Below are 24,380 nucleotides of genomic sequence, written 5' to 3' on the forward strand. Positions count from 1 at the left end.
GGTGCCCGCGTTTCCCAGACGACCTGGGCACCCACCCCGGTCGGCGCGCGGTCAGCCGACCGTCAGCGGACGGCCGCGCCGCGGGGCCTGCGCAGCGTGTAGCCCACACCGCGCACGGTGTGGATCAGCGGCGGGTCCTGCTTGTCGATCTTGCGGCGGAGGTAGCTGATGTAGGACTCGACGATGCGGCTGTCCCCGCCCGCCTGGTAGTCCCACACCCGGTCCAGGATCTGGGTCTTGCTCACCACCTTCTCCGCGTTGATCAGCAGGTAGCGGAGGAGGTTGAACTCGGTGGGGGAGAGCCTGACGCTGACGCCGCTGCGGCGAACCTCGTGGGCGTGCTCGTCGAGTTCCAGGTCACAGTAGGTCAACACCGGCGGTCCTCAGGGGTCGAAATCGGGGCGGCTGGCTACGTCGGGAGCTTCGCCGTCAAACCTGAGAGCGACCTGTGATTTGGTCCAAGAGCAGGGAAGGTTTCCGCAAGCAGGTCCCCGAGAGTGCGCCGGCTCCGGCCGGAACGCCCGGAAACGCTCCGGCAGGATCGGGAACCGGCGCATGGTGACCGTGCGTCGTAACGCAACGCGAGGACGTCGACACGTCAGGACATAGCGGCGGCGCCCCGGGCGACAGGTGTCCCGGACCTGCCGGACATGCTTGGGTGGCGGGCAGAGGTACGACGACAAGGAGGCTCCGCATGCGCAGCTGGCATTCGGACGCGCTGAACCACATCGCCGTGGCGGCCGCGGCGGACCGCGCGGTCACGCAGGCCTGGGTGTACGGCTCCGGGGCGAGTGGCGACCTCGACGAGTGGAGCGACCTCGACGTCGGCCTGGTGGTGTCCGGGGAGGACCCGCGCAAGATCGCGGCGCCGGACTGGCTCGCCTCCCTCGGCCCGATCTGGACCTTCCAGTGCGCCGACCGGGACGGCGGCGCACTGGTGCGGACGGTGTTCCGGGACGGGCGCCGGATCGACCTCAGCGCCGTCGGCGACCCGGAGGTGCTCCCGGCGGACCGGCGGCGGATCGACCTGATCGTGAGTGACGCGGACCGCGTGGGCCAGCCGAGCCACCCGAGCCACCCGAGCCACCCGAGTCAACCGAGTCACCCGGATTCCGGTCCGGACGAGGTGGAGCTGCCCGACCTGGTGCACCAGTTCCGGTTCACCGCCGCGCTCGCCGTCGTCAAGGACGCCCGTGACGACCTGCTGATCGGCGGCCATCTCGCGCTGGAGCTGCCGCGCCTGTGCCTGGTCCTCGCCATGCTCCTGCGCGACCGCGCGGAGGGCACCGCGCACCACCGGTTCGGCGGCGCCCGCAACGACGTCTGGGACCACGTTCTCGACCTGATGCCCGAGCAGGACTCCGGGCGCGACAGCGTGCTCGACCTGGTGGACGCCTCGGCCGGACTGTTCGACGACCTCGCCGCGCGAGTGTGGCCCGACTACGTGCCAGACTGGTCCGGCCTCACGGTGCTGCTGGACCAGGCCCGGGAGCGCTGCCTTCTGGAGGGGCCCGCTATCGCCCGGCTCTGACTCCGCCGAACCCGCGCCGGGCGAGTGCCTCGGCCATCGGGCGGAAACGCACGCCGGTGACGAGGTGTACGCCGTCGAAGGCGCCGCTGTCCCGGATGCGTTCCACCTGGTCGCACGCCGCCTCGACGCCGGCCTGCCGATCCTGCCCGACCCGGCGGATCAGCTCCTCGGGGACGTCCAGGTCGGGGATGCTCGCCGCGAGCCGGCGGGCCATCGGCTCACTGGACAGCACCAGCACTCCGGCGTACGCCGGGCGGTCCGGCCCGTGCGTCTCCCGCCAGCGCACCTGCTCGGCCACGTCGAAACCCACCTGCGCGAACACGAAGTCCGCCGCCCGCTTCCAGGCCGGCAGCGGGCCCGGCCCGGCGGCGACACCGGCGCGGAAACCCCCGCCCCGTAGGTCCGGCTCCTCGGCGAACCGCCGCACCTCCTCCAGCATGGCGCGCACCGTCAGGTCGCCGGTCCGGTTGCCGGAGGTGGGCTTGTCGCCGTACACGAACACGAACCGCTGGACGCCGTACGCCGCCGCGGTGAGCAGGTCGCGGCGCAGGCCGAGCAAGTTGCGGTCCCGGGCGTTCAGGCAGGCCAGCCCGCGGCCGCCGGCACGCTGGATCTCGTGCGCGACGGCGACGCTGGAGATCGTCGCCCTGCCGAGGTGGTTGTCGGGGGCGAGGAAGGCGTCCGCGACGGGACCCAGCACCTCGATCTGCCGGCGGACGTGGGCGAGATCGGGCCGCGCGGGCGGCTCGACCTCGCAGACGACCTCGAACGCGGGAGTGGGCACCCGCTCACCTTAGGCCGTACATCCAGGCTGCCTACTCCGCGTCGCTCCTCGCCCGGGCGCTCAGCGGTGGGTCAGGTGGTACGCCCGGACCAGGGTCTGGTCCACGGTGTTGCCCGCCCCGTCGTCGGCGGTGACCCGCAACGACACCGAACCCGATCCCCGCACCCGGGGGTGGTGGTAGGTCGCGGTGAAGCCGGCGGCCTCACCGGCCTCCCCGGCGCCCGGTGTGGACCGTACGGTCGCCCGCCGCCAGGTCGTGCCCTCGTCGAAGGAGACCCAGACCGCGACCGATCGCACCTCGGGCGCCGCCGATCCCAACTGGTGGCCCACCCGGAGCCGCAGCGAGACGTCCCGGTCGTCGGCCGCGGTGTTGGCGAGGTCCAGGGCCGAGCGGCCGGTGGCCGGGTCCACGACGCCGGTGTAGTCGACGTCGACCAGCGGTAGGACGTACTCCCCGCCGTTGCCGGCGGAGCGGAACGTCCACGTGGACCGGGCGTGGGTGGACAGCCCGAAGACCGTCTCGTCGGGGTCGACCTCGGTCTCCAGCCGGTAGCCCGACTCGGCGGCCGGCACCTGCGCCGACCCCCGCAGCCCGTAGTCACTGGACGCGATCAGCGTCCCGTCCCGATAGAGCCGGCTCTGCGAGGTCGCCGGCCCGAGCGACGGGGTCCAGTGCCCGGCCGAGTCGGTCCAGGGCGCGATGTCATAGGTCAGCGTGTCGTGGAACCGCGTGCTCGCCCGCCGCGCGCCGCTCAGTGTCAACTCGGAGTTGGCAGGCCCGGGGGAGAACGGCGCGGCCAGCCAGTCCTCGGTGAGGCGCTGTCCGGGCTGGTATGCCGGCAGGTCCCGGGTGTACATCACGTCGCCGGGATTGCCGTAGCGGTACTGCCAACTGGGCTGCACCCCCACGTCCGGTCGCGCGGTGACGTACTCGGTCCGGGTGCGGCCGAGCAGGGGCAGGTAGTCGGCCACCAGGGTCGAACCGCACGCGCAGGGCGCGGCGACGAAGTTGTGCAGGCGCCAGCCGCGTTCGCCGGTGCCGGTGGTGGACAGGCGTACGTCGACCTGCGCGACGTCATCGGGCCGGACGACGTAGGAAAGCTGCCGCGGGACCTGCCCCTGCTCCACGTAGGCGACGTCGTAGGCGTACGGCGCCACCGGCTCGCCCACGAACCGCACCGACGCCGGCCCGCGGCCCAGCACCGCGACCAGCGCGTCACCGTCGGACTTCGGCGCCGCCAGCACCGGCACCGGGCCGCCGGCGGACGGCCAGAACACGCCGGGCTCGGCGGAGGTGAGCAGCACCGCCCGGGCGCCCTTCGCCACCACGGCGGACACCTGGTCGGCGTAGGACACGTCCGAGCTCTCCCGGACCACCGCGAGCTTGCCGCGCAGGTCGGCCCCTGCCAGATCGTCCGGGCTCGCGGTGCCCGCGTCCGCGGCGGCCATCACCACGGTGCCGTCGATCGGCGGCCCGCCCTCCCAGACCGGGTGCAGGACGCCGTCGCCCGGTGGGCGTGCGCCGCCGACGATCCGTCCGGTGAGGACAGGTGGCCCGGCGTCGAAGGCGGTGGTCACCACGAACGGCGCGTCGTCGACCCGGTCGGTGCCGGCCACCGACACCTTCTCCGGTGAGCCGTCGCCGACCATCACGCCGAGGGCGTCGAAGCTGCGGTACGGCGTTCCGGGTGTGCCCCGCCACCACGACAGCGCCAGCGACCGGATCGTCGAGGCGCGCGGTGTCGTGAGCCGCACCGGCTCCGCCTTGCGGGCGTCGAGGACGATCGAGAAGTTCGGTGCGTACGCGTGCACGCGCGGGATGGCGACCACGCTGTGTTCCTCGACGAATCGCCCGGACTCGTCGAAGGTGAGGATGTCGGCCCACAGGTTGTAGTCACCCTCGGGCACCCGTCGAAGCTGCTCGGTCTCGCCCGGGTCGAGGTAGAAGTAGTCGGGGTAGTAGCGGCCGTCGAAGTCCTCCTTCTTGTACGGCGCCATCCGCAGCGTGGCGTAGGCCGGACGTCCGTGCCGGTCCAGCGCCTTCACCGAGATGTCCACGGTGTCGTCCTGCTTGTAGAAGCCCACGGTGGTTCGGATCGCGAGATCGGCGCCATCGGGGACCGCCGCGGCGGTGGCGACCACGGCGCCGGTATAGCTGCTCGGTGCGATCGTGCGGGCGTCCACGGTGACGGTCGTCTGGCCGGATCCACCGGCCGGCAGGGTCAGTTGCGCCGGGGTGACGGTGAGGCCGGAGGCGTCGCCGGGCTGGCCCTTCTGGTCGGTCAGCGTCGTGGACAGGTGCAGGGTGACCGGATCCTCGCCGTCGTTGCGGTATGTCAACGTCTTCTTGACGACCATCGCCGAGTCGTCGTACGGCCGGGCGAAGTAGCCCGCGTCGACGGTGCCCTGGTCGACCCGGACCTGCTGGCGGGTGGCGCGGTCGACGTCGATCCGGCCGGCGCCCTGGTCGACGACTGTCGCGCCGTTGATCCGCACGGTGGTCGATGTCAAGGCAGCCTTGACATCGGCCACGGTCCAGCCGGGATGCTCCTGCAACAGCAGGGCCGCGGAGCCGGCGACGTGTGGAGTTGCCATCGAGGTGCCGGTCATCGTGGTGTACGGGCTGCCGTCGCCGGTGCCGGCGGCCTGCGCGGCGGTGATGCTCACGCCGGGCGCGACCACCTCGGGCTTGATCGCGGTGTCGCCGAGCCGGCCCCGGCGTGACCCCGCGTACATCCGGTCCTGCTTGGAGACGGCGCCGACGGTGAGCGCGTCGCCGGCCGCACCGGGTGACGTCACGAACCTGCTGTCCTGTCCGTACGGGTTGAAGTTGCCGGCCGCGACGACGAACAACGTGCCGTAGCGGTCGGACAGGTCGTCCAGTGCCCGGCTCACCGGGTCGTCACCGCGGGACGGATCCCCGCCCAGGCTGAGGTTCACGACGTCGGCGCCCGCGCTCGCCGCCCACTGCATGCCCTCGATCACCTGCGACATCGAGCCGGAGCCGTCGTCGCCGAGCACCTTGCCCACCAGCAGGTGCGCACCCGGCGCGACGCCGCGGTAACGACCGTCGGAGGCCGCGCCCGAGCCGAGCACGGTGGACGCGACGTGCGTGCCGTGCCCGGCGCCGTCGACCACGTTGCCCTTGCCACTGAAGTCGCGGGTCGCCTCGATCCGGCCGGCGAAGTCGGGATGGGTGGCGTCGATGCCGGTGTCCAGGACGGCGACCCTGACGCCCGAACCGTCAAGCCCGCGTTGCCAGGCGGCGGGCGCGCCGATCTGCGGGACGCTCTGGTCCAGGCTCGCCCGCACCTTCGCGTCCAGCCATACCCGGCGGACGCCGCCGGTCAGCGTGGCGCCGGTCAGCGTGGGGTCGGTTCTCGGGTGCCGGGCGTTCGCGGGCTTGCCGGTGAGCCCGGACCAGAAGCGCGTCGCGTCCTGCTTGCGTACGGACACCGCGCCGGCGTGCGCCGCACCGAGCCGGGCGGTGAGCCGGGCCGCCGAGGGCGCGGCCGCCCGGGCCGACGCGGACGCGGTCGGATAGGTGAGGATCAGCGGCAGGGCGGAGGTGTGCGCGTCGTCGAAGCCCCGGCGCACCAGCGCGGAGACGTCGAACAACGCCGGGTCCAGCCGCCCGGCGCCGAGCAACCGCCGGGCGGCCTCGGGAACGAAGTGCGCGTCACCGGACGGGTCGGTGTAGGAGTGGTAACCCCCACCGCCCGCCGCCGGGCGCACCAGCGTGGCGGTGTCCGCGGAGTTCTGCCCGCCGGAGGTGTCCAGGCGTACGACGTCACCGGTGACCAGGGTGACCACCGCCGACGACGACCGGGCGCCGGCGCCCGAGCCGACCCTGCCGGCCGAACCGTCACCGCCGGAACCCGGCGGCGCCGCGCCGGCGACGGTGGGGGACAGCAACCCGGTGGGAGTAAGCAGGGCGGCGACAACCGCACACACCGCCACCACGGCGGCGGACACGCGAGTACGCATGGAGGCTCCCGGAGACGTCGTCGTCCCGCCGGGAACCGCGCCGTGACCACCCGAGACCGGCCGGCGGCCCGGTCAACGGGGAGTATGACCGCGCTCACCCGCTGTCGTAAACAGTGCGGAGGCACGCTGGCACATTTCAGCCACACAGCACCGCGCGGGGCGCCGACGGCCGCGGTTCGTCCACGCCACAAGGGGTCCGGCGGCTGGCGAGCTCCGGACACCCCGCGCGGGCGGGGTTCTCACATGGTGAACGTGCAGGGGGTCGGCGTTGCCCTGCGTTACCGCGCGCCATAGCGTCGAGCCCTCGCTTTTGGGCCCGCACAGAGGAGTTGACGCCCGTGACAACATCGCCGGGTCCCGCCGGATCGCGCCGCGCGCTGGTCGTCCGCGGAGGCTGGGACGGCCACGTGCCCGTGGAGGCCACCGACCGCTTCGTCCCGTTCCTGCGGGAGAGCGGCTACACCGTGGAGGTCTCCGACACCCTGGACTCCTACCTCGACGCCGACCTGCTCGCCTCGACCGACCTGATCGTGCAGTGCTGGACGATGGGCCAGATCAGCCCCGAGCAGAGCAAGGGCCTGGACACGGCCGTGCGCGCGGGCACCGGGCTGGCCGGCTGGCACGGTGGCATCGCCGACGCCTTCCGCGCCGACCTCGAGTACAACTTCATGGTGGGCGGGCAGTTCATCTGCCACCCGGGCGGCTTCGTCGACCACGAGGTCCAGGTGCTCCCCGAGCGCGCCGACCACCCGATCGTCGCCGGTGTCGACCGGTTCGCCGTGCACACCGAGCAGTACTACGTCCACGCGGACCCGAGCATCGACGTGCTCGCGTCCACGACCTTCGCCGCGCATCCGGACTACCCCTGGATCGACGGCGTGACCATGCCGGCCGTGTGGACCAAGCCGTGGGGTTCCGGCCGGGTCTTCGTCTGTACGGTCGGTCACAAGCTTGACGACCTCGACACCCCCGAGGTTCGCACGATCATCGAGAGAGGACTGCTATGGGCGAGCCGCTGAAGGTTGGCGTCGTCGGCACGGGCACGATCAGCAAGACGTACTTCGAGCACATGGCCAAGCTGCCGGGTCTCGACGTCGTCGCCGCCGCCGACCTGGACATCTCGCGGGCCAAGGCCGCCGGTGACAAGTACGGCGTACGGGCGCTGACTCCCGACGAGCTGTACGCCGACGACGAGGTGGAGGCCATCCTCAACCTCACCATCCCGGCCGCGCACGCCTCGGTGGCGCTGGCCGCGCTCGGTGCGGGCAAGCACGTCTACGGCGAGAAGCCGCTGGCCGCCACCCGGCAGGAGGCCCGTCCGCTGCTCGACGCCGCCACCAAGGCCGGCCTGCGGATCGGCTGCGCGCCCGACACCGTGCTCGGTACCGGTACGCAGACCGCACGGGCGCTGCTCGACCGCGGTGACATCGGTCAGCCGACCGCGGCGAGCGCGTTCTTCGTCAGCCCCGGACCCGAGCCGTGGCACCCGGACCCGGAGTTCTACTACAAGCCGGGTGGCGGGCCGCTGCTGGACATGGGCCCCTACTACCTCAGTGCGCTGATCAACCTGCTCGGGCCGATCGCCCGGGTGACCGGCCGGGTCGGCCGGGCCAAGCAGGAGCGCACCGTCGGCAGTGGCCCCAAGGAGGGGACGACGTTCAGCGTCGAGGTGGACACGCACGTGACCGGCGTCCTCGAGCACGAGTCCGGCGTCCTCAGCACGGTCGTCACCAGCTTCGACGTCTGGGGCTCCAACCTGCCCCGGATCGAGGTCTACGGCAGCGAGGGTTCGCTGTCGGTGCCCGACCCGAACGGCTTCGCCGGTGACGTCAAGCTGTACAAGCCCGGCAGCGACTGGTCGGTGGCGAAGGTGGCCGGTGGGTACGCCGACTCCGGCCGCGGCTACGGCCTGGCGGACATGGCACGGGCGATCCGCGACGGCGGCGCGCACCGGGCCAGCGGCGAGCTCGCCTACCACGTGCTCGACGTGATGGAGTCGCTGCTGGAGTCCGGCGCCCAGGGCGGCGCTCCGGTCGAGGTGGACAGCACGGTCGAGCGGCCGGCGGCCGTCCCCGAGGGTGCGACCCCCGACAAGGCCTGAGGCAGGCCCCAGGCCTGGACCGCGTCGACCCGAAGCGTTCGACGTACGACGGCACGAACGGCCCCCACACCGCACGGTGTGGGGGCCGTCGGCGTTTCGGTGTCCGCTTCCGGAAGTGGTGACGGCACGAATTTTCGCTCGGGTTACGCGTCAAGGTCACCGGGCGTGGAACGGCAGTCATCGGACGGTGTCCGCGTAGCGTGGTCGGCGTTACCTGGAAGAAACGAACGCAATGTGACAAGGCGAGTTCAGTCGCTCACGAAGCGTTTGTTGATAGCGGGAAGTAGTCGGGAACAGCGTGCGTCCGACCGTTGACTAGGCGGGGCGGCGCCCGTACCTTAGGTGCACATTGAAACGACTCAGGCCGCTTCTTTTAACACGGGGTTAACGCGAACGCAGGGTACGGGGTCAACGCGAAGGCGGATGGGCATGTCAGATCTCAGCCATGGCGTAGTGAGGGCTCTTCGACCGGCTGGTGTCGCTAACGAGGGCATCTACAGTGCGCCAACTGTCACCACGACGCATCACAATGTTCCCAGTCATGTTCCGAGTCACGTTCCAAGTCATGTCACGACGACGACCGACCTCAGGCGCCGCGTGACCGACGACGAGATCAGGCTCCTGGCACTGCTGGCCGACGGGCTTCCGGTGGAAGCCATCGCGCGTCGGCTAGCGCTTTCCGATCGGACGGTGCGCCGGCGTTCGCGGGCGCTCTGCGACCGACTCGGTGCCCGGGCGCCCATTCAGGTCGTCGCTTGGGCCGCGAGGAACGGGCTGATCTAAGAACCCCCGAGCAGGGTTCGAATCAGCTCCCCCCGCGCCGGTGGTCGCAGCGCAACGAGGCGTTCGGCCGTCGGTCGCCAACCGAATCTCCCGTTGGGCGGGTGTCGTGATGACACCCGCCCAACGGTTTTTTGTGGGCCGAGTTCGGTGGACGGAGCTCGCGTCCGGAGAGCGGTTTCCCGCAGTGGGTGTTCTCGGTGTGGGATCGTTACCAGCCTGTGATCGGCGCCGCGGGCGGAGAATTCGAGGGGAATTACCACCGAGAGTGACGAAAAGCGCAACACGAACGCCCGGCCGAATGCTCCCGGCCGGGCGTTCGTGGGTTCCTGCTGGGGTTTCGGTCCTTCAGCCCTTCACGCCAGTGAGGGTGATGCCCTGGATGAACGTGCGCTGGGCGAAGAAGAACACCACGATCACCGGGATCACCACCACGGTGCTGGCCGCCATCAGCGGCCCGAACTGCGAGCTGTACTCGCTGCGGAAGAAGGTCAGCCCGAGCGAGAGGGTGTAACTGTCGGCGTCACTGAGGTAGATCAGCGGGCCGAGCAGGTCGTTCCAGGACGTGAGGAACTGGAACAGCGCCACCGCTGCCAAGGCCGGCTTGGCAAGCGGCAGGATGATCCGCCAGTAGATGACCAGCTCGTTGGCGCCGTCCATGCGGGCCGACTCCGACATCTCCTTCGGGATGCTCAGGAAGAACTGCCGGAGCAGGAAGATGTAGAACGGCACACCGAAGAAGTGCGGCACGATCAACGGCAGGTAGGTGTCGGTCCACCCGATCGACCGGAACATCGTGAACAGCGGCACCATCGTGACGTAGAACGGGATCATCATCGTGGAAAGGATCACCACGAACAGCGGTGTGCGCCACCGCCACTCGATCCGGGACAGCCCGTATGCCACGAACGAGCTCGACAGCGCCGCGCCGAGCATGGAGAAGGCGCAGATCACCAGCGTGTTGAACAGATAGCGGGCGAACGGGAACACCTGCAGCCCCGCGATGTAGTTCTCCAGCGTCAGCGTCTTCGGAAACCACACCACCGGAAAGGCGTTCAGGTCCACGCCGGTCTTCAGTGAGCCGGACACCATCCAGAAGAACGGCACCATGAAGATCACGCTGATCGCGATCAGGAAGGCGTGCGCGACGACCTTCTCGGCGAGTTTGTTCCAGCCCGCGCCCCGTTGGGCGGGGAGGGCCGTGCGTTGTGCGACTGCCATCTTTCCTCAGCCCTCCTATGCTCCGCCGTAGTAGACGCGCCGGCCGACCAGGCGGAAGACGAGCGCGGTCCCCAGGCCGACGATGATGAACAGCACCCAGGCGATCGCGCTCGCGTAGCCGACCTTGAAGAACTGGAACGCGTTCTGGTACAGGTACAGGCCCGACACGAGGGTCTTGCCGGCCGGGCCGCCGGTGCCGTTGGTCAGCACGAACACCGGCGTGAAGAACTGGAAGCCGGCGATCAGACCGGTGACCAGGGCGAACAGCAGGTGCGGGCTGAGGAACGGCAGGCTCACGTGCCGGAAGCGCCGGAACACCCCCGCGCCGTCGACCTTGGCCTGGTCGTGCAGGTCCTGCGGCACGTCCTGCAGGCCCGCCAGCAGGATGATCATCAGGTTGCCCGCGCCCCAGGTGCTGAAGATGATCAGCGCGGGCATCGCCCATTCGGGGCTTGCCAGCCAGCCCGGCCCGGTGATGCCGAACCACCCCAGGACCGTGTTGAAGACGCCGTACTGCGGGTTGAAGACGTACAACCACACCACGGCGGAGGCCACCAGCGGCACGATCGCCGGCAGGTAGAAGATCACCCGGTAGATCGACTGACCGCGGACGTTCAGGTTGAGCAGGATGGCGAGGAACAACGCCACCGCGATGCCGAGCGGCACGCTCACCACGATGTAGTAGAGCGTGTTGCCGAGCGAGTCCCACCAGGAGGAGTCCGACACCAGGGACTCGTAGTTGCCGAGCCCGAGCCACTGCGCGGGCTTCATCATCGTGGCCGAGGTGAAGCTGTAGTACAGCGACACCAGCACCGGGTAGAGGGTGAACCACAACAGCCCGATGATCGCCGGTGAGGTGAACACCAGGCCCCAGAAGAAGTTGCGGCGTTGCTGGGGGGTGCGCGCGGGCCGTCTGGCGGCCGACCGGCGCTCGGCTGACGACGACTGTGCCGTGGTCGTGGTCATGCCTCGACCTCCTTCCGGAACCTGTCCCACTCGCCCATGACGTTCTTCTTGACCGTGCGCAGGGCCTGGATGGGTGTGCTCAAGCCGAGCACGGCGTTGCTGATCTGCTCGTCGAGCTGGGTGAAGTAGAAGTCGGCCACCGGCACCGGCGGGCGAATGTTGGTCGCGGTGGTGAGTACGTCGTAGAACGGCGCCATCACCGGGTCGTCGCGGATCTCCGCGAGGACCGCGGCCTTGCGGTAGCCGGGCGGGAACCCGACCGTCTCCCACTGGGCCTTGGTGCCCTCGTCGGTGGCGCCGACCCAGCGCAGGAACTCCCACGCCTCGTCCTTGTGCCGGGCGGTCGCGGGGATGAACATCCCCCAGCCACCGATCCAGGCACCCGCACCGGGAGCCTTCGCCCCGGGCGGTTCGAAGGGAAGCAGCGTGGCGCCGATCTTCATGTCCTTGGCGTTGGTCTTGATGTCGCGGTAGTTCGGCGCGACCAGCGGAGCCATGCCGATGTTGCCGGTGCTGAACGGGTGCAGCTGCAGGCCCGGCGGCGTCACCGTCACCCGGTCGGCACCGCCCACCGACTTGGCGTACTTGACGATCCACTCCAGCGCCTTCACGGAGTACTCGTGGTCGGGAGTGACCTCCTCGCGTTCCTTGTCGTAGAACTCCGCGCCGAAGCCGAAGCCCCACGTGAACAGCGAGTTGGAGTAGCCGTAGGAGTCCCAGGGGATCATGCCGATCTTGGTGACGTTGGCCCCGGACTTCTTCAGGATCTTCGCGGAGTACTCGTCCACCTCCTCCAGCGTCTTCGGCGGCTTCTCCGGGTCCAGACCCGAGTCCTCGAACAACTGCTTGTTCCAGAAGAACGGGAAGTTCGGGTCGGCGTCCCACTGCATCTGCCAGACGCTGCCCTTGTAGGTGATGCTCTCCCAGACCGGCGCGAAGAAGTCGTCCTGGGACAGGCCCGCCGCCCGGTAGCGGCTGGTGAGGTCGGTCATGATGCCGAGCTCGACCCACTGCGGCGCCTGGGACGGAACGAGCTGACCGACGTCGGGTGGGTTGCCGCCGGCGATCGCGGTGAACAGCTTCTGCTGGACCGCGCCGCCGCCCATCCCGGCCGGCGCGTAGGTCACGCGTACGCCGATGTCGGGCTGGGCCTCCTCGAACTTCTTCGCGAGGTTGACCATCCCCGCACCGACGGTCGAACCCCAGACGCTGTAGACCTCGATGTTCGTCTTACGTCCCGGCGCCGGTTTCTTGTCCAGACCGACGTCGGTGATGGGCGGCGTGCCCTTGGTGAACGTGCACCCCCCGGTGAGGAGGCCCATCGCGCCCAGGCCAAGCCCGCCGAGGGCCTGGATCGCCCGTCGGCGCGAGATGCGTGCTGCCGGCATGACCATCGCACTCCTTTGCTCGTCGCGCTTGATCGTCGCGCTCCGCACACCTTGCTGACCCCGGGTGAGCACCAGAAGATGGCATCGAGCCCCGCATCTGGCAAGGATCGATCACACTGCCGAACACGCCGGGGTGGGTGGAGACGACCCAGGGTCGTCGAAAACCGCCAACCCCGCCTTGCGCTGTCCGAGTTCGGCCAGCCAGGCGACCGGTAGCGGCTCGGCGCGAAGGTTGGGCGAACAGCCTGGAAGGCTTGGCCTCATGGCACCAGACATCACACGTGCGGACGGAAAGCTGGGCTGGGGAATTCTCGGCCCGGGCAACATCGCCCGCCGCTTTGCAGGAGACCTCCCGGCGTCGAGCACCGGCGTGCTCGTGGCCGTGGGCAGCCGCGACCTCGACAAGGCGAAGGCGTTCGCCGCGGAGTTCGGCGGCGCCCGCGGCTACGGCAGCTACGAGGAACTACTCGCCGACGACGAGGTCGACGCGGTCTACATCTCGACCCCGCACCCGCAGCACGCCCAGTGGGCGATCAGGGCGGCCGAGGCGGGCAAGCACATCCTGTGCGAGAAGCCCCTGACCGTGAACCACGCCGAGACGATGGCCGTGATCGAGGCGGCCCGCGAGCATGACGTCTTCTTGATGGAGGCGTTCATGTACCGCTGCGTGCCGCAGACCGCGGCGCTGCTGGACCTGTTGCGCGAGGGCGCGATCGGGAAGATCCACCAGATCGAGGCGTCGTTCGCGTTCGGTGGCTCCCCGAACCCGGGCAGCCGGCTGTGGGACCCCGAGCTCGCCGGCGGCGGCATCCTCGACGTGGGCGGCTATCCCGTCTCGATGGCCCGGCTGATCGCCGGCGTCGCGGCCGGGCAGCCGTTCGCCGACCCGGAGTCGGTCAGCGCGGTCGGCCGGGTCGGCGAGACCGGTGTCGACGAGTGGACCGCGGCGACCCTCACGTTCCCCGGTGGAGTGTCCGCCCACGTGGTGACCGGCATCCGCAAGGGCGCGGAGAACGTCGTCCGGGTGGTCGGCAGCGAGGGCTACCTCGTGGTGCCCAACCCGTGGCTGCCGGCCCGGGACGGAAGCAGCGCGGGCATCGAGGTGCACCGCGTCGGTGAGGACGACCGGCACGTCGAGGTGGAGACGGTTCCGCTGTACGCCGCCGAGGCCGACACGGTGGCCGCGCACCTGGCCGACCGCCAGGCGCCGGCGATGGCCTGGGCGGACTCCCTCGGCCAGGCGGCCACCCTGGACGCCTGGCGGGCCGCCATCGGGCTGGAGTACCCCTCGGAGCGGCTGGACGCGAACCGGCCGACCGTGCACCGTCGGCCGCTGCGCCGGCGCGACGACCACACCATGAAGTACGGCCAGATCGTGGGCGTGGACAAGCAGGTCTCCCGCCTGGTGATGGGCGTGGACAACCAGATGAACCTCTCGCACGGCACCGCGATGTTCGACGACTTCTTCGAGCGCGGCGGGACCACCTTCGACACCGGCTACATCTACGGCCGGGGACAGTGCGAACGCGTTCTGGGGCAGTGGATCCACAACCGCGGTGTCCGCGACGACGTGGTGGTCATCGGCAAGGGAGCGCACACCCCGCACTGCGACCCGGAGTCGATCACCCGGCAGCTGCACGAGTCGCTGGAACGCCTGCAGACCGACTACGTCGACGTGTACTTCATGCACCGGGACAACACCGACTACCCGGTGGGCGAGTTCGTCGACGTGCTGGACGAGCACTACCGTGCCGGCCGGATCAAGGCGTTCGGTGGTTCGAACTGGACCCTGGAGCGCCTCGCCGAGGCGAACGCCTACGCCGAGGCCAACGGCCGTCAACCCATGGTTGCGGTGAGCAACAACTTCAGCCTGGCAAGGGCGCTGGACGTTCCCTGGGCCGGCTGCCTGGCGATCAGCGACGACGAGTCCCGGCAGTGGCTGGAGAAGAACCAGCTGGCGCTGATGCCCTGGTCGAGCCAGGCGCGGGGCTTCTTCACCGGACGTGCAAAGCCCGAGGACCGTTCCGACGCGGAACTGGTGCGGTGCTGGTACAGCGACGACAACTTCGAGCGCCTGGCCCGGGCCACGTCGCTGGCGCGCAAGCGGGGTGTGCACCCGACCGCGATCGCGCTGGCGTACGTCCTGCACCAGGACTTCCCGACGTTCCCGCTGATCGGCCCGCGCGCTCTGTCGGAGACGCACAGCTCGCTGCCCGGCCTGCAGGTGGACCTGACGCCGGACGAGGTGCGCTGGCTGGACCTGCGCGACTGAGTTCCGCCTTGTCCGGTTGGTGATCCGACCGGGGTTTCGGGCCCCGCATCGCTCGTCGGTGCGGGGCCCGAACGCGTTCTGGGCTCAGCGTTCGACGGTGACGGTGAAGCGCACCGTGTCGTGCACGCCGGTCAGGTCGAGGCGGACCAGGCCGCACAGTCCGCGGCGGTTCTCGAATCCGTACGGCAGGTGCACCATCGCCTCCACGGGAACCTCGACGTTCACGTCGAGGACCTCCTCGCCGTGCACGAGGCGCACACCGTGGGGAGTGCGTTCGACCTGGGTGTGCACGCCGGTGCCGGGGTCGCGAAGGTAGGGCACCAGCAGGGTTCGCTCGCCGGCCACGCCGGGCGTTGCCTCGTCCACGTGGACGCCGTCGTCGTGCACGGTGACCTCGAGCCGGTACGGCATCGCGTCGGCCCCGCCGTCTGCGTCGGACCGCCCCCGCACCCTCAGGCCGGCCAGTGCGCCTGCTCGGCTCTCGGCGCCGTCCAGATGAACTGCATCGAACGCATCGGCCGCCTGGATCGCCTCGATCGGCGCGTCCAGGGCGAAGGTGCGCTGGGCCAGGACATCCAGGTCGCCGCGTACGCCTCCGGAGCGCAGAGCCGTGCCCAGGTTGAGGAAACGCCCGCTCTCCAGGTGCCGCACGCTGGACGCGAACTGCAGGTGGCGGTCCGGTCCGACGGTGAGGTCGGTGATCCCGAACCCGTCGTAAGCCGGTGCGGGGTCCGCGTTCACCGCGACCGAGTAGCGGCCGGCGCTCGCAACGCCGCGGAAGGTCGGGTCGTGCTCCACCCGCGTCGCCGGCGTACGCTCCGCGGGCAGCGGGGCGGTGCCGGTGAACCCTGCCCGGACCGCGGTGGCCAGGAACGCCAGCGCGAGGTTGGCGTAGTGGCCGTCGGCGGTGTAGGCCTCGTACCCCACCCGCCAGCCCTCGGGCAGCACGTTCTCCACCGGACTGAACGTCGCGCCGGGCCGCTGCCAACGCCGCATTGACACGAACGCGCGCGTGGCGGCCTCCGCGGCCCGGTCCGCACGCTCGGTGTCCTGGCGCTCGGTGAAGTACGCGCGTGCGTGGGTGAAGTACGCGACCTGCGCGCCCAGCGTCCACGTCTGCCCGGCGCTGCGGTGCGCGGAGGCCAGCGACCCGTCGGACAGTTGCACGGCGAGGCTGCGCTCCAGGCCGGTCGCCATCAGCCGTTCCAGGGCGGGACGGTGCCGGCCGTCGTACCCCTCCACCAGCAGGTCCGCCACGTGCAGCCGGGTGAACAGGTCGTAGGAGTTCGGCTTGCCCGGTTCGAAATAGAAGCCGGTCTCGGGCCGGAGGAGGTCGGCGAGGAAGACCGCCAGCCACTCGTCTACGTCGGCGACGGAGTACGGCGAGAGCCCTTCCCGGATGCGGATCCACTCACCGGACAGCCACACCGACGCCCAGTTCGACGGCGGCCGGGAGCGGAAGGAACGCATGAGGTCCACGGCGGCGATCCGGCCGGCGAACTCGGCCGTACGCCCGTCACCGGCGTCCCGCAGAACGCGGAACGTCTTGAGGATCGGCGGCCAGGTGAAGTCGCGATGGTTGGACCGGCGAACCGACCCGTCGGCGCGGGAGAAGGAGGCGCCGGTCGGCGGGAGGTCGGGATTCTCGGTGTGCGCGAGGGCCGCGTCCAGCCCCCGACCGGCTCGGGCCAGCCGGTCGGCGCGGTGCGCGGCCGGCCCTGTCTCGGCAAGGACGGCTTGACAGTAGGCGTGGTAGGCGGTGCCGTACTGCGTGGGTTCGTCGAACACCGGGTCGTGCAACTCGCCGGACTCCTGCACGTACGGCAAGAAGCTGTCCACGCCGGTGGTGAGGACGGCGACGGAATCAGTGGTCATGGCAGTGGGACGCGCACCGGCCGGCAGGGGTTCGCGGCGGGGGAGCGGCTGACCGGGGCCGGACGGTTTTCGCCCGGCCCCGGTCATCGCGTTGGTCGTGGCCGGGTCTCAGCCGTGCGCCTTCTCGATCGCCGCCGTACGAGTCTGGGCGGCGCGGACGCGTTCGAGGTCGAACTTCTCCGAGCGGTCGAAGCGGTAGACGCCGTTCTGCTCCTGGAAGACGTCGGTCAACTGCGTGTAGCAGTAACCGAACATGTCCGGGTCGTCCAGCAGCACCGCGACCAGCCCCTCGAAGCGGTCGTAGAACTCCTCCAGCGTGCGGCAGCGTTCGCCGTACCCCCAGGAGTCCTCGTCCGGTCGTGCGTCGGGGTTCCACCAGATCCCGCCGAACTCGCTGCAGAAGTAGGGCTGTCCGGCGTAGGCGACCGAGAAGGGCTTGTCCTGCCCGCCGTCGTTGACGTACGGCCTGCCCTCGGCGAGACCCTTCATCGCCTCGGCGAACTTCGCCGGGTTCTGTTCGTAGTTGTGCGAGTCGTAGATGTCGGTCTCGGGCACCCGGTGGGAGTAGCCGGAGGTGTCCAGTACCGGCCGGGACTGGTCGGCGGCCTTGGTGGCAAGGAACATCCCGCGCATCACGTCGTCCAGAACGGTGATCCGGTCGTGCAGCCGCTGCCAGGTCTCGTTCAGCGGGCACCAGCCGACGATCGAGGGGTGGGAGTAGTCGCGCTCGACCGCCTCCAGCCACTGCGTGACGTACGTCGCGGTGGGCTGCTGGTTGTCGCCGTCCTTCCCGACGTTGCACCCCCAGTCGGGGAACTCGCCCCACACGAGGTAGCCGAGCCGGTCGGCGTGGTAGAGGAAGCGCTCCTCGAACACCTTCTGGTGCAGTCGCGCGCCGTTGAAGCCGGCGGCGAGGGAGAGCTCGATGTCGGCGACGAGGGCGGCGTCGTCGGGCGCGGTGAGCAGCCCGTCGGCGTAGTAGCCCTGGTCCAGTACGAGCCGCTGGAAGACGGGTTCGCCGTTCAGCAGGACGGCCTTGCCGTCGATGCTGACCGAACGCAGTCCGGCGTAGCTCGTCGCCTGGTCGACCACGGCGCCGTCGGCGCCGACCAGCTCGAACGCCAGGTCGTACAGGTGGCCAGCACCCACCGACCACAGCGTGCGGCGGTCGTCCGGCACGGCGAGGGTGAGCCGGACGGCGAGGTCGAGGTCGGCGCGCACCTGCGCGGTGGCCACCACGCCGGCGTCGTCTGACAAGGTCGCCTTGACACTGAGCCCGCGACGCGGCCCGGCCAGCGGGACCTCCACGTGGAACGCGCTGCCGGCGACGTCCGGCGTGATCCGCGGCCGGTTCAGGTGCGACGTGGGCACCGGCTCCAGCCACACGGTCTGCCAGATGCCGGTGGTCCGGGTGTAGTGACAGTCGTGGTTGCCGTACTGGTCGGACTGCTTGCCGCGAGCCTGCGGGCCCGCCCGGTGGTCGCGGGCACGGACGACGAGCGTCACCTCGCGGCCGGCGACGTCGCCGAGGTTCGCGCTGAACGGCGTCGAGCCGCCGCGGTGCCTGGCCACCTCGGCGCCGTCCGCCCACACCGTGGTGTCGTGGTCGACGGCCTGGAAGTGGACCAGCACGTCGCGTCCGCGCCACTGCTCGGGGACCGCGAACGTACGGCGGTACCAGACCGCCTCCATGAAGTCGACGTCGCCGATCCCGGAGAGCTCCGACTCCGGGCAGAACGGCACCAGGATCTCACCGCCGAGGTCGCGTTCGAGCACGCCGCGCTCGAGGCCTGAGTCGCCCCGGTCGGTCTCGAACTGCCAGCGTCCGTTGAGGTTGAGCCAGTCGGGACGGACGAACTGCGGTCGCGGGTACTCCGGGCGGGGCTGGTCGGTCGAGGTCGCGGTCGAGGTCATGGTGGTGGGCTCCTCGGGCACGGGGGCTCCTGCGTCGGGGGCGGTACGTATGGTGCTCGGCCGACGTCGTCAGCGTCGTCGGCGTCGATCATTACATCGCTGTAAACGGGATCCTCCCAGAAGCCCACCGCCAGGACCAGAGTGCGTTCCACAAACTGGCATCCGGCAGCGGCGTTCCGCCACCTGATCGGAACGCTCGCCGCCCGTGGAGTCGCCAAGGTGCGGGCCCGTTCCCAGGGGCAGGTTCTCGATGCCGACTGGACGATGAGGGCCTACGTCGTGGGCCGGAATCTGACCTGTCGCAGTGAATGCCGGCCCCTTTGAAACGTGTACGGTGACGAGCCGGATCGTCGATCGGCACGGAGATTGCTCTTTACATGCAAGGGGAATCCCGCCTTGTGGGCTAACCGGGCTTGTCGGTGGTGGCCGGTACGATTCGATCATGTCTTCGAGTGAGTGGGGTGCCTGGACCGGTGGTGATGCCGCCGGCCGGATCCTGGCTGCGCTCGACCGGGTCGACGCTCCGCTGGACGAGGCGTGGGTGGCGCCGAAGGGTGGCCTGAAGCCGGAGGACATGGGGGCGGTGATCGCTGCGGCGCGGGCGAAGAAGGCCCGCTTCGAAGCATTGGAGCTGGACCTGGTGGCTCTGGCGGAGGCCAGTGACATCGGCAAGCTGACCGGCTCCCCCAACGCCACCGTCTACCTGCGCACCGCGCAGCGGCTCGCGCAGCGGGAGGCGTCCGCGGTCGTGGGGCTGGCCCGCGACCTGGGCAAGGTGGCGCGGCTGACGTTGGAGGCGATGGCCGCCGGGGCGGTGTCGGCGATGCAGGCGAAGGTGATCGCCGAGGCACTGAAGAAACTCCCGGAGTACGTCGGGGCCGATGAACGGCACCGGGCGGAGGAGTTCCTGATCGAGAAGGCCGGCTTCGCCAACCCCGACGAACTCCGCGGAATGGGCGAATCGCTGCTGGAACGCATCGCGCCCGAAGAGGCCGAACGGCTGGAAGGGGAAGAACTGGCCAAGAAGGACCGCAAGGCCGAACAGAAACGGTCCCTGCGCTACCTGCCCAACGGCATCCCCCAGTCCGAGACGGTGCGGATCACTTTGCCGTCGTGGGAGATGGAACTCCTCCGCAAGATCATCGAACCGTTGGCCGAACCGAAGAAGGGCGCAGAACCCGACACCCGCCCCATCGAACAGCGGCGCGGGGACGCGTTCGCCGAAACCCTCGGCCTGCTCGCCGCCGCCACCACCACACCCGTACGCGGCGGCCGACCACCCCAGGTCGCGGTCACCATCCCCATCGACGTTCTGCTGAAGGGCCTGGGTGCCGGGACGATCGACGACACCGCCACCCCCGAACGCCCCCGGCCGTGCACCTGCCCCTGCACCGACCCCAAGTACGGCACCAGCAAGGACACAGGCAACGCCAAGAACGCGAAGAATGCGGCCAAGGACCCCGACCAGGCGGGTGAGCCGACCCCGCATGAGGCAGAAGGTCAGGACGAGGGCCAGGAATCCCAGCCAGGTAAGCAGAAACGGCCGCCACCCGGCGCCGGCTCACTAGCGGACGGGATACCACCACCGCGAACACCCGGCCAACCCCCACAACCGAACACCGATTCCGAGGTCGCCGACCGCGCCCAGGGTGCAGAAGGGTCGAAGGCTGCCACCGACCTCATAGACCCGCACGACGGGTGCCCGAAGTGCGGTGGCGGTGGGTCGGCCCGCTACCTCTGGGTCGACGGGAAACCGATCTCCGCCGCCACCGTGCGCCGGTTGGCGTGCGAGGCCGACCTGATCCCGGTCGTCCTCGCAGGAGACGGGCAGGTGCTCGACCTCGGCCGCTCAGACCGCTTCTTCAGGGAACACCAGCGACGTGCACTGGCGATCCGCGACGGCAGCCACTGCCACTTCCCCGGCTGCAACATCCCCGAACCGCGCTGCATCACGCACCACATGACCGCCTGGGACCACGGCGGGCCGACCGACCTGAACAACGGCGTACTCCTATGCCGCTTCCACCACGTCACCGTCCACCACAAAGGCTGGCTGGTCCGCATGGGCGCACACGGCCACCCCGAGTACGTACCCCCGGAATGGGTGGACCCACAGCAGCGAACCCTCCGCCCATGACGGGGCAGGCGTACGGGCGACTAACTCGTCCGCAGGTGGCGTTCCCACCAGTCGAGGATCGCGTCGAACCGGGCGATCCGGTGGCTGGGCAGGCCCGACCGGGACAGCTCGTGCCCCTCACCGGGGAAGAGCAGCAACTCCGTCTCCACGCCCCGCAGCTTCAGCGCCACGAACAGGCGCTGTGCCTGCTCGACCGGGCACCGCCAGTCGTGCTCGGAGTGGATGATCAGCATCGGGATGGCGATGTCGCCGGCGGCCGCCAGCGGGGACATCCAGGCGCGCCGGTCGGCGTCGCCGTAGTAGCCCTCGGCGAAGTACCACCCGATGTCGCTGGAGCCGGTGAAGCTGTCCGCCGCGTTCACGGCGCGTTCGCTGATCGCCGCTCGGAACCGGTCGGAGTGCCCGGCCAGCCAGGTGGTCATGAAGCCGCCGTGCGACCCACCCATCACTCCCGTGCGGTCCGCGTCCAGCTCCGGGTGGGTGGCCAGGGCGTGGTCCAGCAGGGCGTGCAGGTCGGCCGCCGAGCGTTCGCCGACGTCGTACCGGATGGCGGCTCCGTGCGCCTGTCCGTAGCCGGAGGAGCCGCGCGGGTTGCCCATCACCACCGCGTAGCCCGCACCCGCGTAGACCTGCGCCTCGTCCAGCAGAGTCCAGCCGTACTGCGCGAACGGGCCGCCGTGGATCAGCAGCAGGACCGGGTGTGGGCCGGGGCCCTCGGGTCGGACGAGCCAGCCGTGCACGGGGTAGCCGTCCGGTGCGGTGGTGTCGAGCTCCTCGGGCGCGCGGACCCGGCCGGTCCTCGCCAGGTCCGCCCCGAACGCGGTGAGGACCCGCTCGGTGCCGTCCCGGACCGCGACGAGTTCCCCGGCGCTGTCGCCGGTGGTGACGGTGGCCACCAGCACACCGGCGGCCGCGTCGAAGCCGACGGTCTGTCGCTGCCCGGTCAGCACCGGGCGGGGCTCGCCGCCGTCGAACGGGACCAGCGCCAGGTCGACCGCGCCGCGGTTCTCGTGGCCGAACAGCACGCCGTCCGCGGTGACGACGGTACGGCCGGTGCTGTCTCCGTGCTGCAGGGTCTCGGCGGCAGTGAGCCGGCTCGGCGTGCCCTCGGCCGCGTCGGCGGGCACCGCGTACAACCCGGTGTGACGGGCCACGAAGTCCAGCCCGCTCGGGCCGACCTCGCTGCCGAGGAAGTACACCGTCCGCCCGTCCGGCCCGAACGCCGGCTGCCCCACGCTGAGCGTGGTGTCGGTGACCTGGCGTGGATCCTTGCCGTCCGGCGTACAGACGAACACGTCGCTGCGCAGGTCGCGGTCCCGGCCGGCGTGGCGGGCGCTGGTGAACGCCAGCAGGTCGGAGCCGGGGCTCCATGCGACGTCGGCGTGGTCGAAGTCGCCCGAGGTCACCTGCAGTGACGCCGGCTCGGCGTGGAACGGGTCGACGACGAAGACGTGCGGCCGCCGGTCGAGGACGAAGCCCACCCCGTCCAGGCGGTAACGCAGGCTGGTGATCCGGCGCGGCGGCTCCTGCTCGGGCGCGACGTCCTCGCGGGTGCCGTAGCGGCCCTCGTCGGGAACCCTGGCGACGTAGGCGAGCCGGGTCGAGTCCGGGCTCCAGACCGGGGCGCCAGCGCCGAGCGGGTGCTGGTCGACCGTGGTGACCTGCCGCGCGTCGCCGCCACCGGTGGGCAGGACGTACAGCTGCGGCCTGGCCTCCTTGCCGCTCTTGCCGGCCGCGCGCAGGAACGCCAGCCACCGCCCGTCCGGGGAGAACGCCGGCGCCTGGTCGTTCCAGCCGTGGGTGAGCGGCCGGGCGGTTTCGGCGCCGTCGGTCGGCCCGGTCGGCCCAGTCGGCTCGGTCGGTACCGTCCACAGCTGGCCGCGGTAGGCGTCGGCTTCCAGGTCGAGCCGGGTGACGGCGACGACGGCGGTGCGCCCGTCCGGAGACACGGTGGGCGTACCAGGAGTCCGCAGCAGTCCAAGATCAGCAGGCTTCATGCCGCCGGACTGTAGTAGCCGCCGTGGTGCTGGTCGAGGCTCCGCCCTGAACCCGCCTCGGGCGGCGTGCGGGCCGGTCGTGGTTCTTCCCGGCGGGACCGGGACGGAGTGTCAGCCCGCGGTGACGGACGGGACGTCGACCCGCTCGACGGTGCCGGCGTGCCGGGCGCGCTCGGCGGCGAAGACCGCGAGGTGGGTCTCCAGCGACTCGAGGCCGCCGGACCTGATCAGCGACGGGTCGCCCGCGGCCACCGCGGCGGTGAAGGAGTCCACCAGGCCGGCGTCGCCGCCGCCGTGACCCGACCCCGCGTCGTGCCCGGTGGCCGGCACCGACAGCACCTCGGTCCGGTCGGTGAGGAAGTCGAAGACCGTCACGTGCTCGCCGTCGCAGTCGACGGTGCCCTGGGTGCCGAAGATCTGCGTACGCCGGTGGCCCTTCTCGGCGAACCCGACCATGGTGAACGTCCCGGTGGCCCCGCCGGCGAACTCCATCGAGACCACCTGGTGGTCGACCACGTCGTTGTCGCAGGCCCACACGCACCGGCCGTACGGCCCCTCGGCCAGCGCCTTGGTGACGCCCTCCTCGGTGATGTCGTTGGTGATGGTGTGCAGCGGCCACCCGGTCTCGCCGCGCTGGATCATGCCGAGGTACAGCTTCTTCGCGGAGTAGGCGCAGCCGGGTTCCACCGCACAGTCCAGGCAGCGGTCGGAGGCGCCGGCGGGCTGGTTCTCCCGCGTGAAGTACGACAGCCGGCCGAAGCTCGACACCTTGTCGATCTGCGCGCCGACGACGTAGCGGATCCAGTCGATGTCGTGGCAGGACTTCGCCAGCAGCATCGACGACGACTCGTCCTCGCGCCGCCAGTTGCCGCGTACGTAGGAGTGCGCCTGGTGCCAGTAGCCGACCGGCTCCAGGTGCTGGATGCTGATGATGTCGCCGATCCGGCCGGAGTCCAGCACCTCCTTGAGCAGCTGGGTGTACGGCGTGTAGCGGAGCACGTGGCAGACGCCGAACATCACGCCGGTGCGCTGGACCGCGTCCAGCAGCGCCCGGCAGCCCTCCTCGGTCGGCGCCATCGGCTTCTCCACCAGCAGGTGGTAGCCCTGCTCGGCGAGCTGGGTGGCGGGCTCCACGTGGTCGTGGTCCTGGGTGGCGACGACGGCGGCGTCGGCGAGCTTGCCGCCGTGGCCGGCGGCCACCAGGTCGGTCCAGGAGGAGAACGTGCGCTCGGGGGGTACGCCGTGCAGCTCGGCGAGGGTCTTGCGCTGGTAGTCACGCGGCTCCGCGACCGCCACCACCCTGGCCCGGTCGGGGTGGGCCGCCACCCACCTGGAGTAGACCGAGCCGCGGTTGCCGGCACCCAGGATGGCGATCGTCACCGGACGCCCGGTCGTGGGAAGGGTTTCCTCGGTCACCATGTGCTCCA

General features: G+C 70.6%; 16 protein-coding genes. 6 read left to right on the top strand and 10 right to left on the bottom strand.

Features of this window, described 5'->3' with window-relative positions; genetic code table 11:
* Nucleotides 1-62: 62 nt before the first annotated feature.
* On the bottom strand, nt 63-374 hold the full coding sequence (locus FHR37_RS00750; protein ID WP_330831710.1) for a winged helix-turn-helix domain-containing protein: 312 nt from the start codon (nt 372-374) through the stop codon (nt 63-65).
* A gap of 320 nt (nt 375-694) precedes the next feature.
* On the opposite strand from FHR37_RS00750, the gene FHR37_RS00755 reads away from it, so the two are divergent.
* The gene (locus tag FHR37_RS00755; protein ID WP_092881150.1) at nt 695-1,531 is read left to right on the top strand and encodes an aminoglycoside 6-adenylyltransferase; all 837 of its coding nucleotides are present in this window, start codon (nt 695-697) and stop codon (nt 1,529-1,531) included.
* On the opposite strand, the gene FHR37_RS32840 is transcribed toward FHR37_RS00755, so the two are convergent.
* Both FHR37_RS32840 and FHR37_RS00765 read right to left on the bottom strand, forming a co-directional pair.
* A complete protein-coding gene (locus FHR37_RS32840) occupies nt 1,515-2,315 on the bottom strand; it encodes a methylenetetrahydrofolate reductase (protein WP_092881152.1) in 801 nt (266 codons plus the stop codon). The genes FHR37_RS00755 and FHR37_RS32840 overlap by 17 nt on opposite strands.
* Nucleotides 2,316-2,375: 60 nt before the next feature.
* Nucleotides 2,376-6,302, bottom strand: coding sequence for a S8 family serine peptidase (locus FHR37_RS00765; protein ID WP_092881154.1), 3,927 nt, complete (start codon nt 6,300-6,302; stop codon nt 2,376-2,378).
* Between the two features lie 338 nt (nt 6,303-6,640).
* Between FHR37_RS00765 and FHR37_RS00770 the strand changes: the two genes are divergently transcribed.
* From FHR37_RS00770 to FHR37_RS00780, 3 genes are all read left to right on the top strand, one after another.
* Nucleotides 6,641-7,321: a ThuA domain-containing protein gene (locus tag FHR37_RS00770; RefSeq protein WP_092881156.1), complete on the top strand. Its 681-nt coding sequence runs from the start codon at nt 6,641-6,643 to the stop codon at nt 7,319-7,321.
* Nucleotides 7,306-8,403 carry a Gfo/Idh/MocA family protein gene (locus FHR37_RS00775; RefSeq protein WP_092881158.1) on the top strand — a complete coding sequence of 366 codons (1,098 nt, stop codon included), beginning with the start codon at nt 7,306-7,308 and terminating at the stop codon, nt 8,401-8,403. The genes FHR37_RS00770 and FHR37_RS00775 overlap by 16 nt, the downstream gene beginning before the upstream one ends.
* Before the next feature lie 429 nt (nt 8,404-8,832).
* Nucleotides 8,833-9,186: a response regulator transcription factor gene (locus tag FHR37_RS00780; RefSeq protein ID WP_092881805.1), complete on the top strand. Its 354-nt coding sequence runs from the start codon at nt 8,833-8,835 to the stop codon at nt 9,184-9,186.
* A 345-nt stretch (nt 9,187-9,531) separates the two neighbouring features.
* On the opposite strand, the gene FHR37_RS00785 is transcribed toward FHR37_RS00780, so the two are convergent.
* From FHR37_RS00785 to FHR37_RS00795, 3 genes are read right to left on the bottom strand one after another with little or no spacing between them, the layout of a single operon-like run.
* Complete coding sequence (locus tag FHR37_RS00785; RefSeq protein WP_092881160.1) at nt 9,532-10,404, bottom strand: carbohydrate ABC transporter permease; 873 nt, start codon at nt 10,402-10,404, stop codon at nt 9,532-9,534.
* A gap of 15 nt (nt 10,405-10,419) precedes the next feature.
* Nucleotides 10,420-11,370 (bottom strand): carbohydrate ABC transporter permease, encoded by a 951-nt coding sequence (locus FHR37_RS00790; RefSeq protein ID WP_092881162.1) that lies wholly within the window; start codon nt 11,368-11,370, stop codon nt 10,420-10,422.
* Nucleotides 11,367-12,758: an extracellular solute-binding protein gene (locus tag FHR37_RS00795; RefSeq protein WP_237768579.1), complete on the bottom strand. Its 1,392-nt coding sequence runs from the start codon at nt 12,756-12,758 to the stop codon at nt 11,367-11,369. Before FHR37_RS00795 ends, FHR37_RS00790 begins: the two co-directional genes overlap by 4 nt.
* 262 nt (nt 12,759-13,020) lie before the next feature.
* On the opposite strand from FHR37_RS00795, the gene FHR37_RS00800 reads away from it, so the two are divergent.
* A complete protein-coding gene (locus FHR37_RS00800) occupies nt 13,021-15,030 on the top strand; it encodes an aldo/keto reductase (protein ID WP_092881164.1) in 2,010 nt (669 codons plus the stop codon).
* Between the two features lie 84 nt (nt 15,031-15,114).
* Here the strand turns inward: FHR37_RS00800 and FHR37_RS00805 are convergent, their stop codons facing one another.
* Nucleotides 15,115-16,905: a hypothetical protein gene (locus tag FHR37_RS00805; protein WP_092881166.1), complete on the bottom strand. Its 1,791-nt coding sequence runs from the start codon at nt 16,903-16,905 to the stop codon at nt 15,115-15,117.
* A gap of 108 nt (nt 16,906-17,013) precedes the next feature.
* The gene (locus tag FHR37_RS00810; protein ID WP_092881809.1) at nt 17,014-18,819 is read right to left on the bottom strand and encodes a glycoside hydrolase family 2 protein; all 1,806 of its coding nucleotides are present in this window, start codon (nt 18,817-18,819) and stop codon (nt 17,014-17,016) included.
* 442 nt (nt 18,820-19,261) lie between these two features.
* On the opposite strand from FHR37_RS00810, the gene FHR37_RS00815 reads away from it, so the two are divergent.
* Nucleotides 19,262-20,956 carry an HNH endonuclease signature motif containing protein gene (locus FHR37_RS00815; RefSeq protein WP_092881168.1) on the top strand — a complete coding sequence of 565 codons (1,695 nt, stop codon included), beginning with the start codon at nt 19,262-19,264 and terminating at the stop codon, nt 20,954-20,956.
* Nucleotides 20,957-20,976: 20 nt separating this feature from the next.
* On the opposite strand, the gene FHR37_RS00820 is transcribed toward FHR37_RS00815, so the two are convergent.
* Nucleotides 20,977-22,953 (bottom strand): S9 family peptidase, encoded by a 1,977-nt coding sequence (locus FHR37_RS00820; RefSeq protein WP_092881170.1) that lies wholly within the window; start codon nt 22,951-22,953, stop codon nt 20,977-20,979.
* 111 nt (nt 22,954-23,064) lie between these two features.
* Nucleotides 23,065-24,372 carry a Gfo/Idh/MocA family protein gene (locus tag FHR37_RS00825; protein WP_092881172.1) on the bottom strand — a complete coding sequence of 436 codons (1,308 nt, stop codon included), beginning with the start codon at nt 24,370-24,372 and terminating at the stop codon, nt 23,065-23,067.
* Between the last annotated feature and the right edge of the window lie 8 nt (nt 24,373-24,380).

Source organism: Actinopolymorpha cephalotaxi (genome assembly GCF_013408535.1).
Classification (GTDB): domain Bacteria; phylum Actinomycetota; class Actinomycetes; order Propionibacteriales; family Actinopolymorphaceae; genus Actinopolymorpha; species Actinopolymorpha cephalotaxi.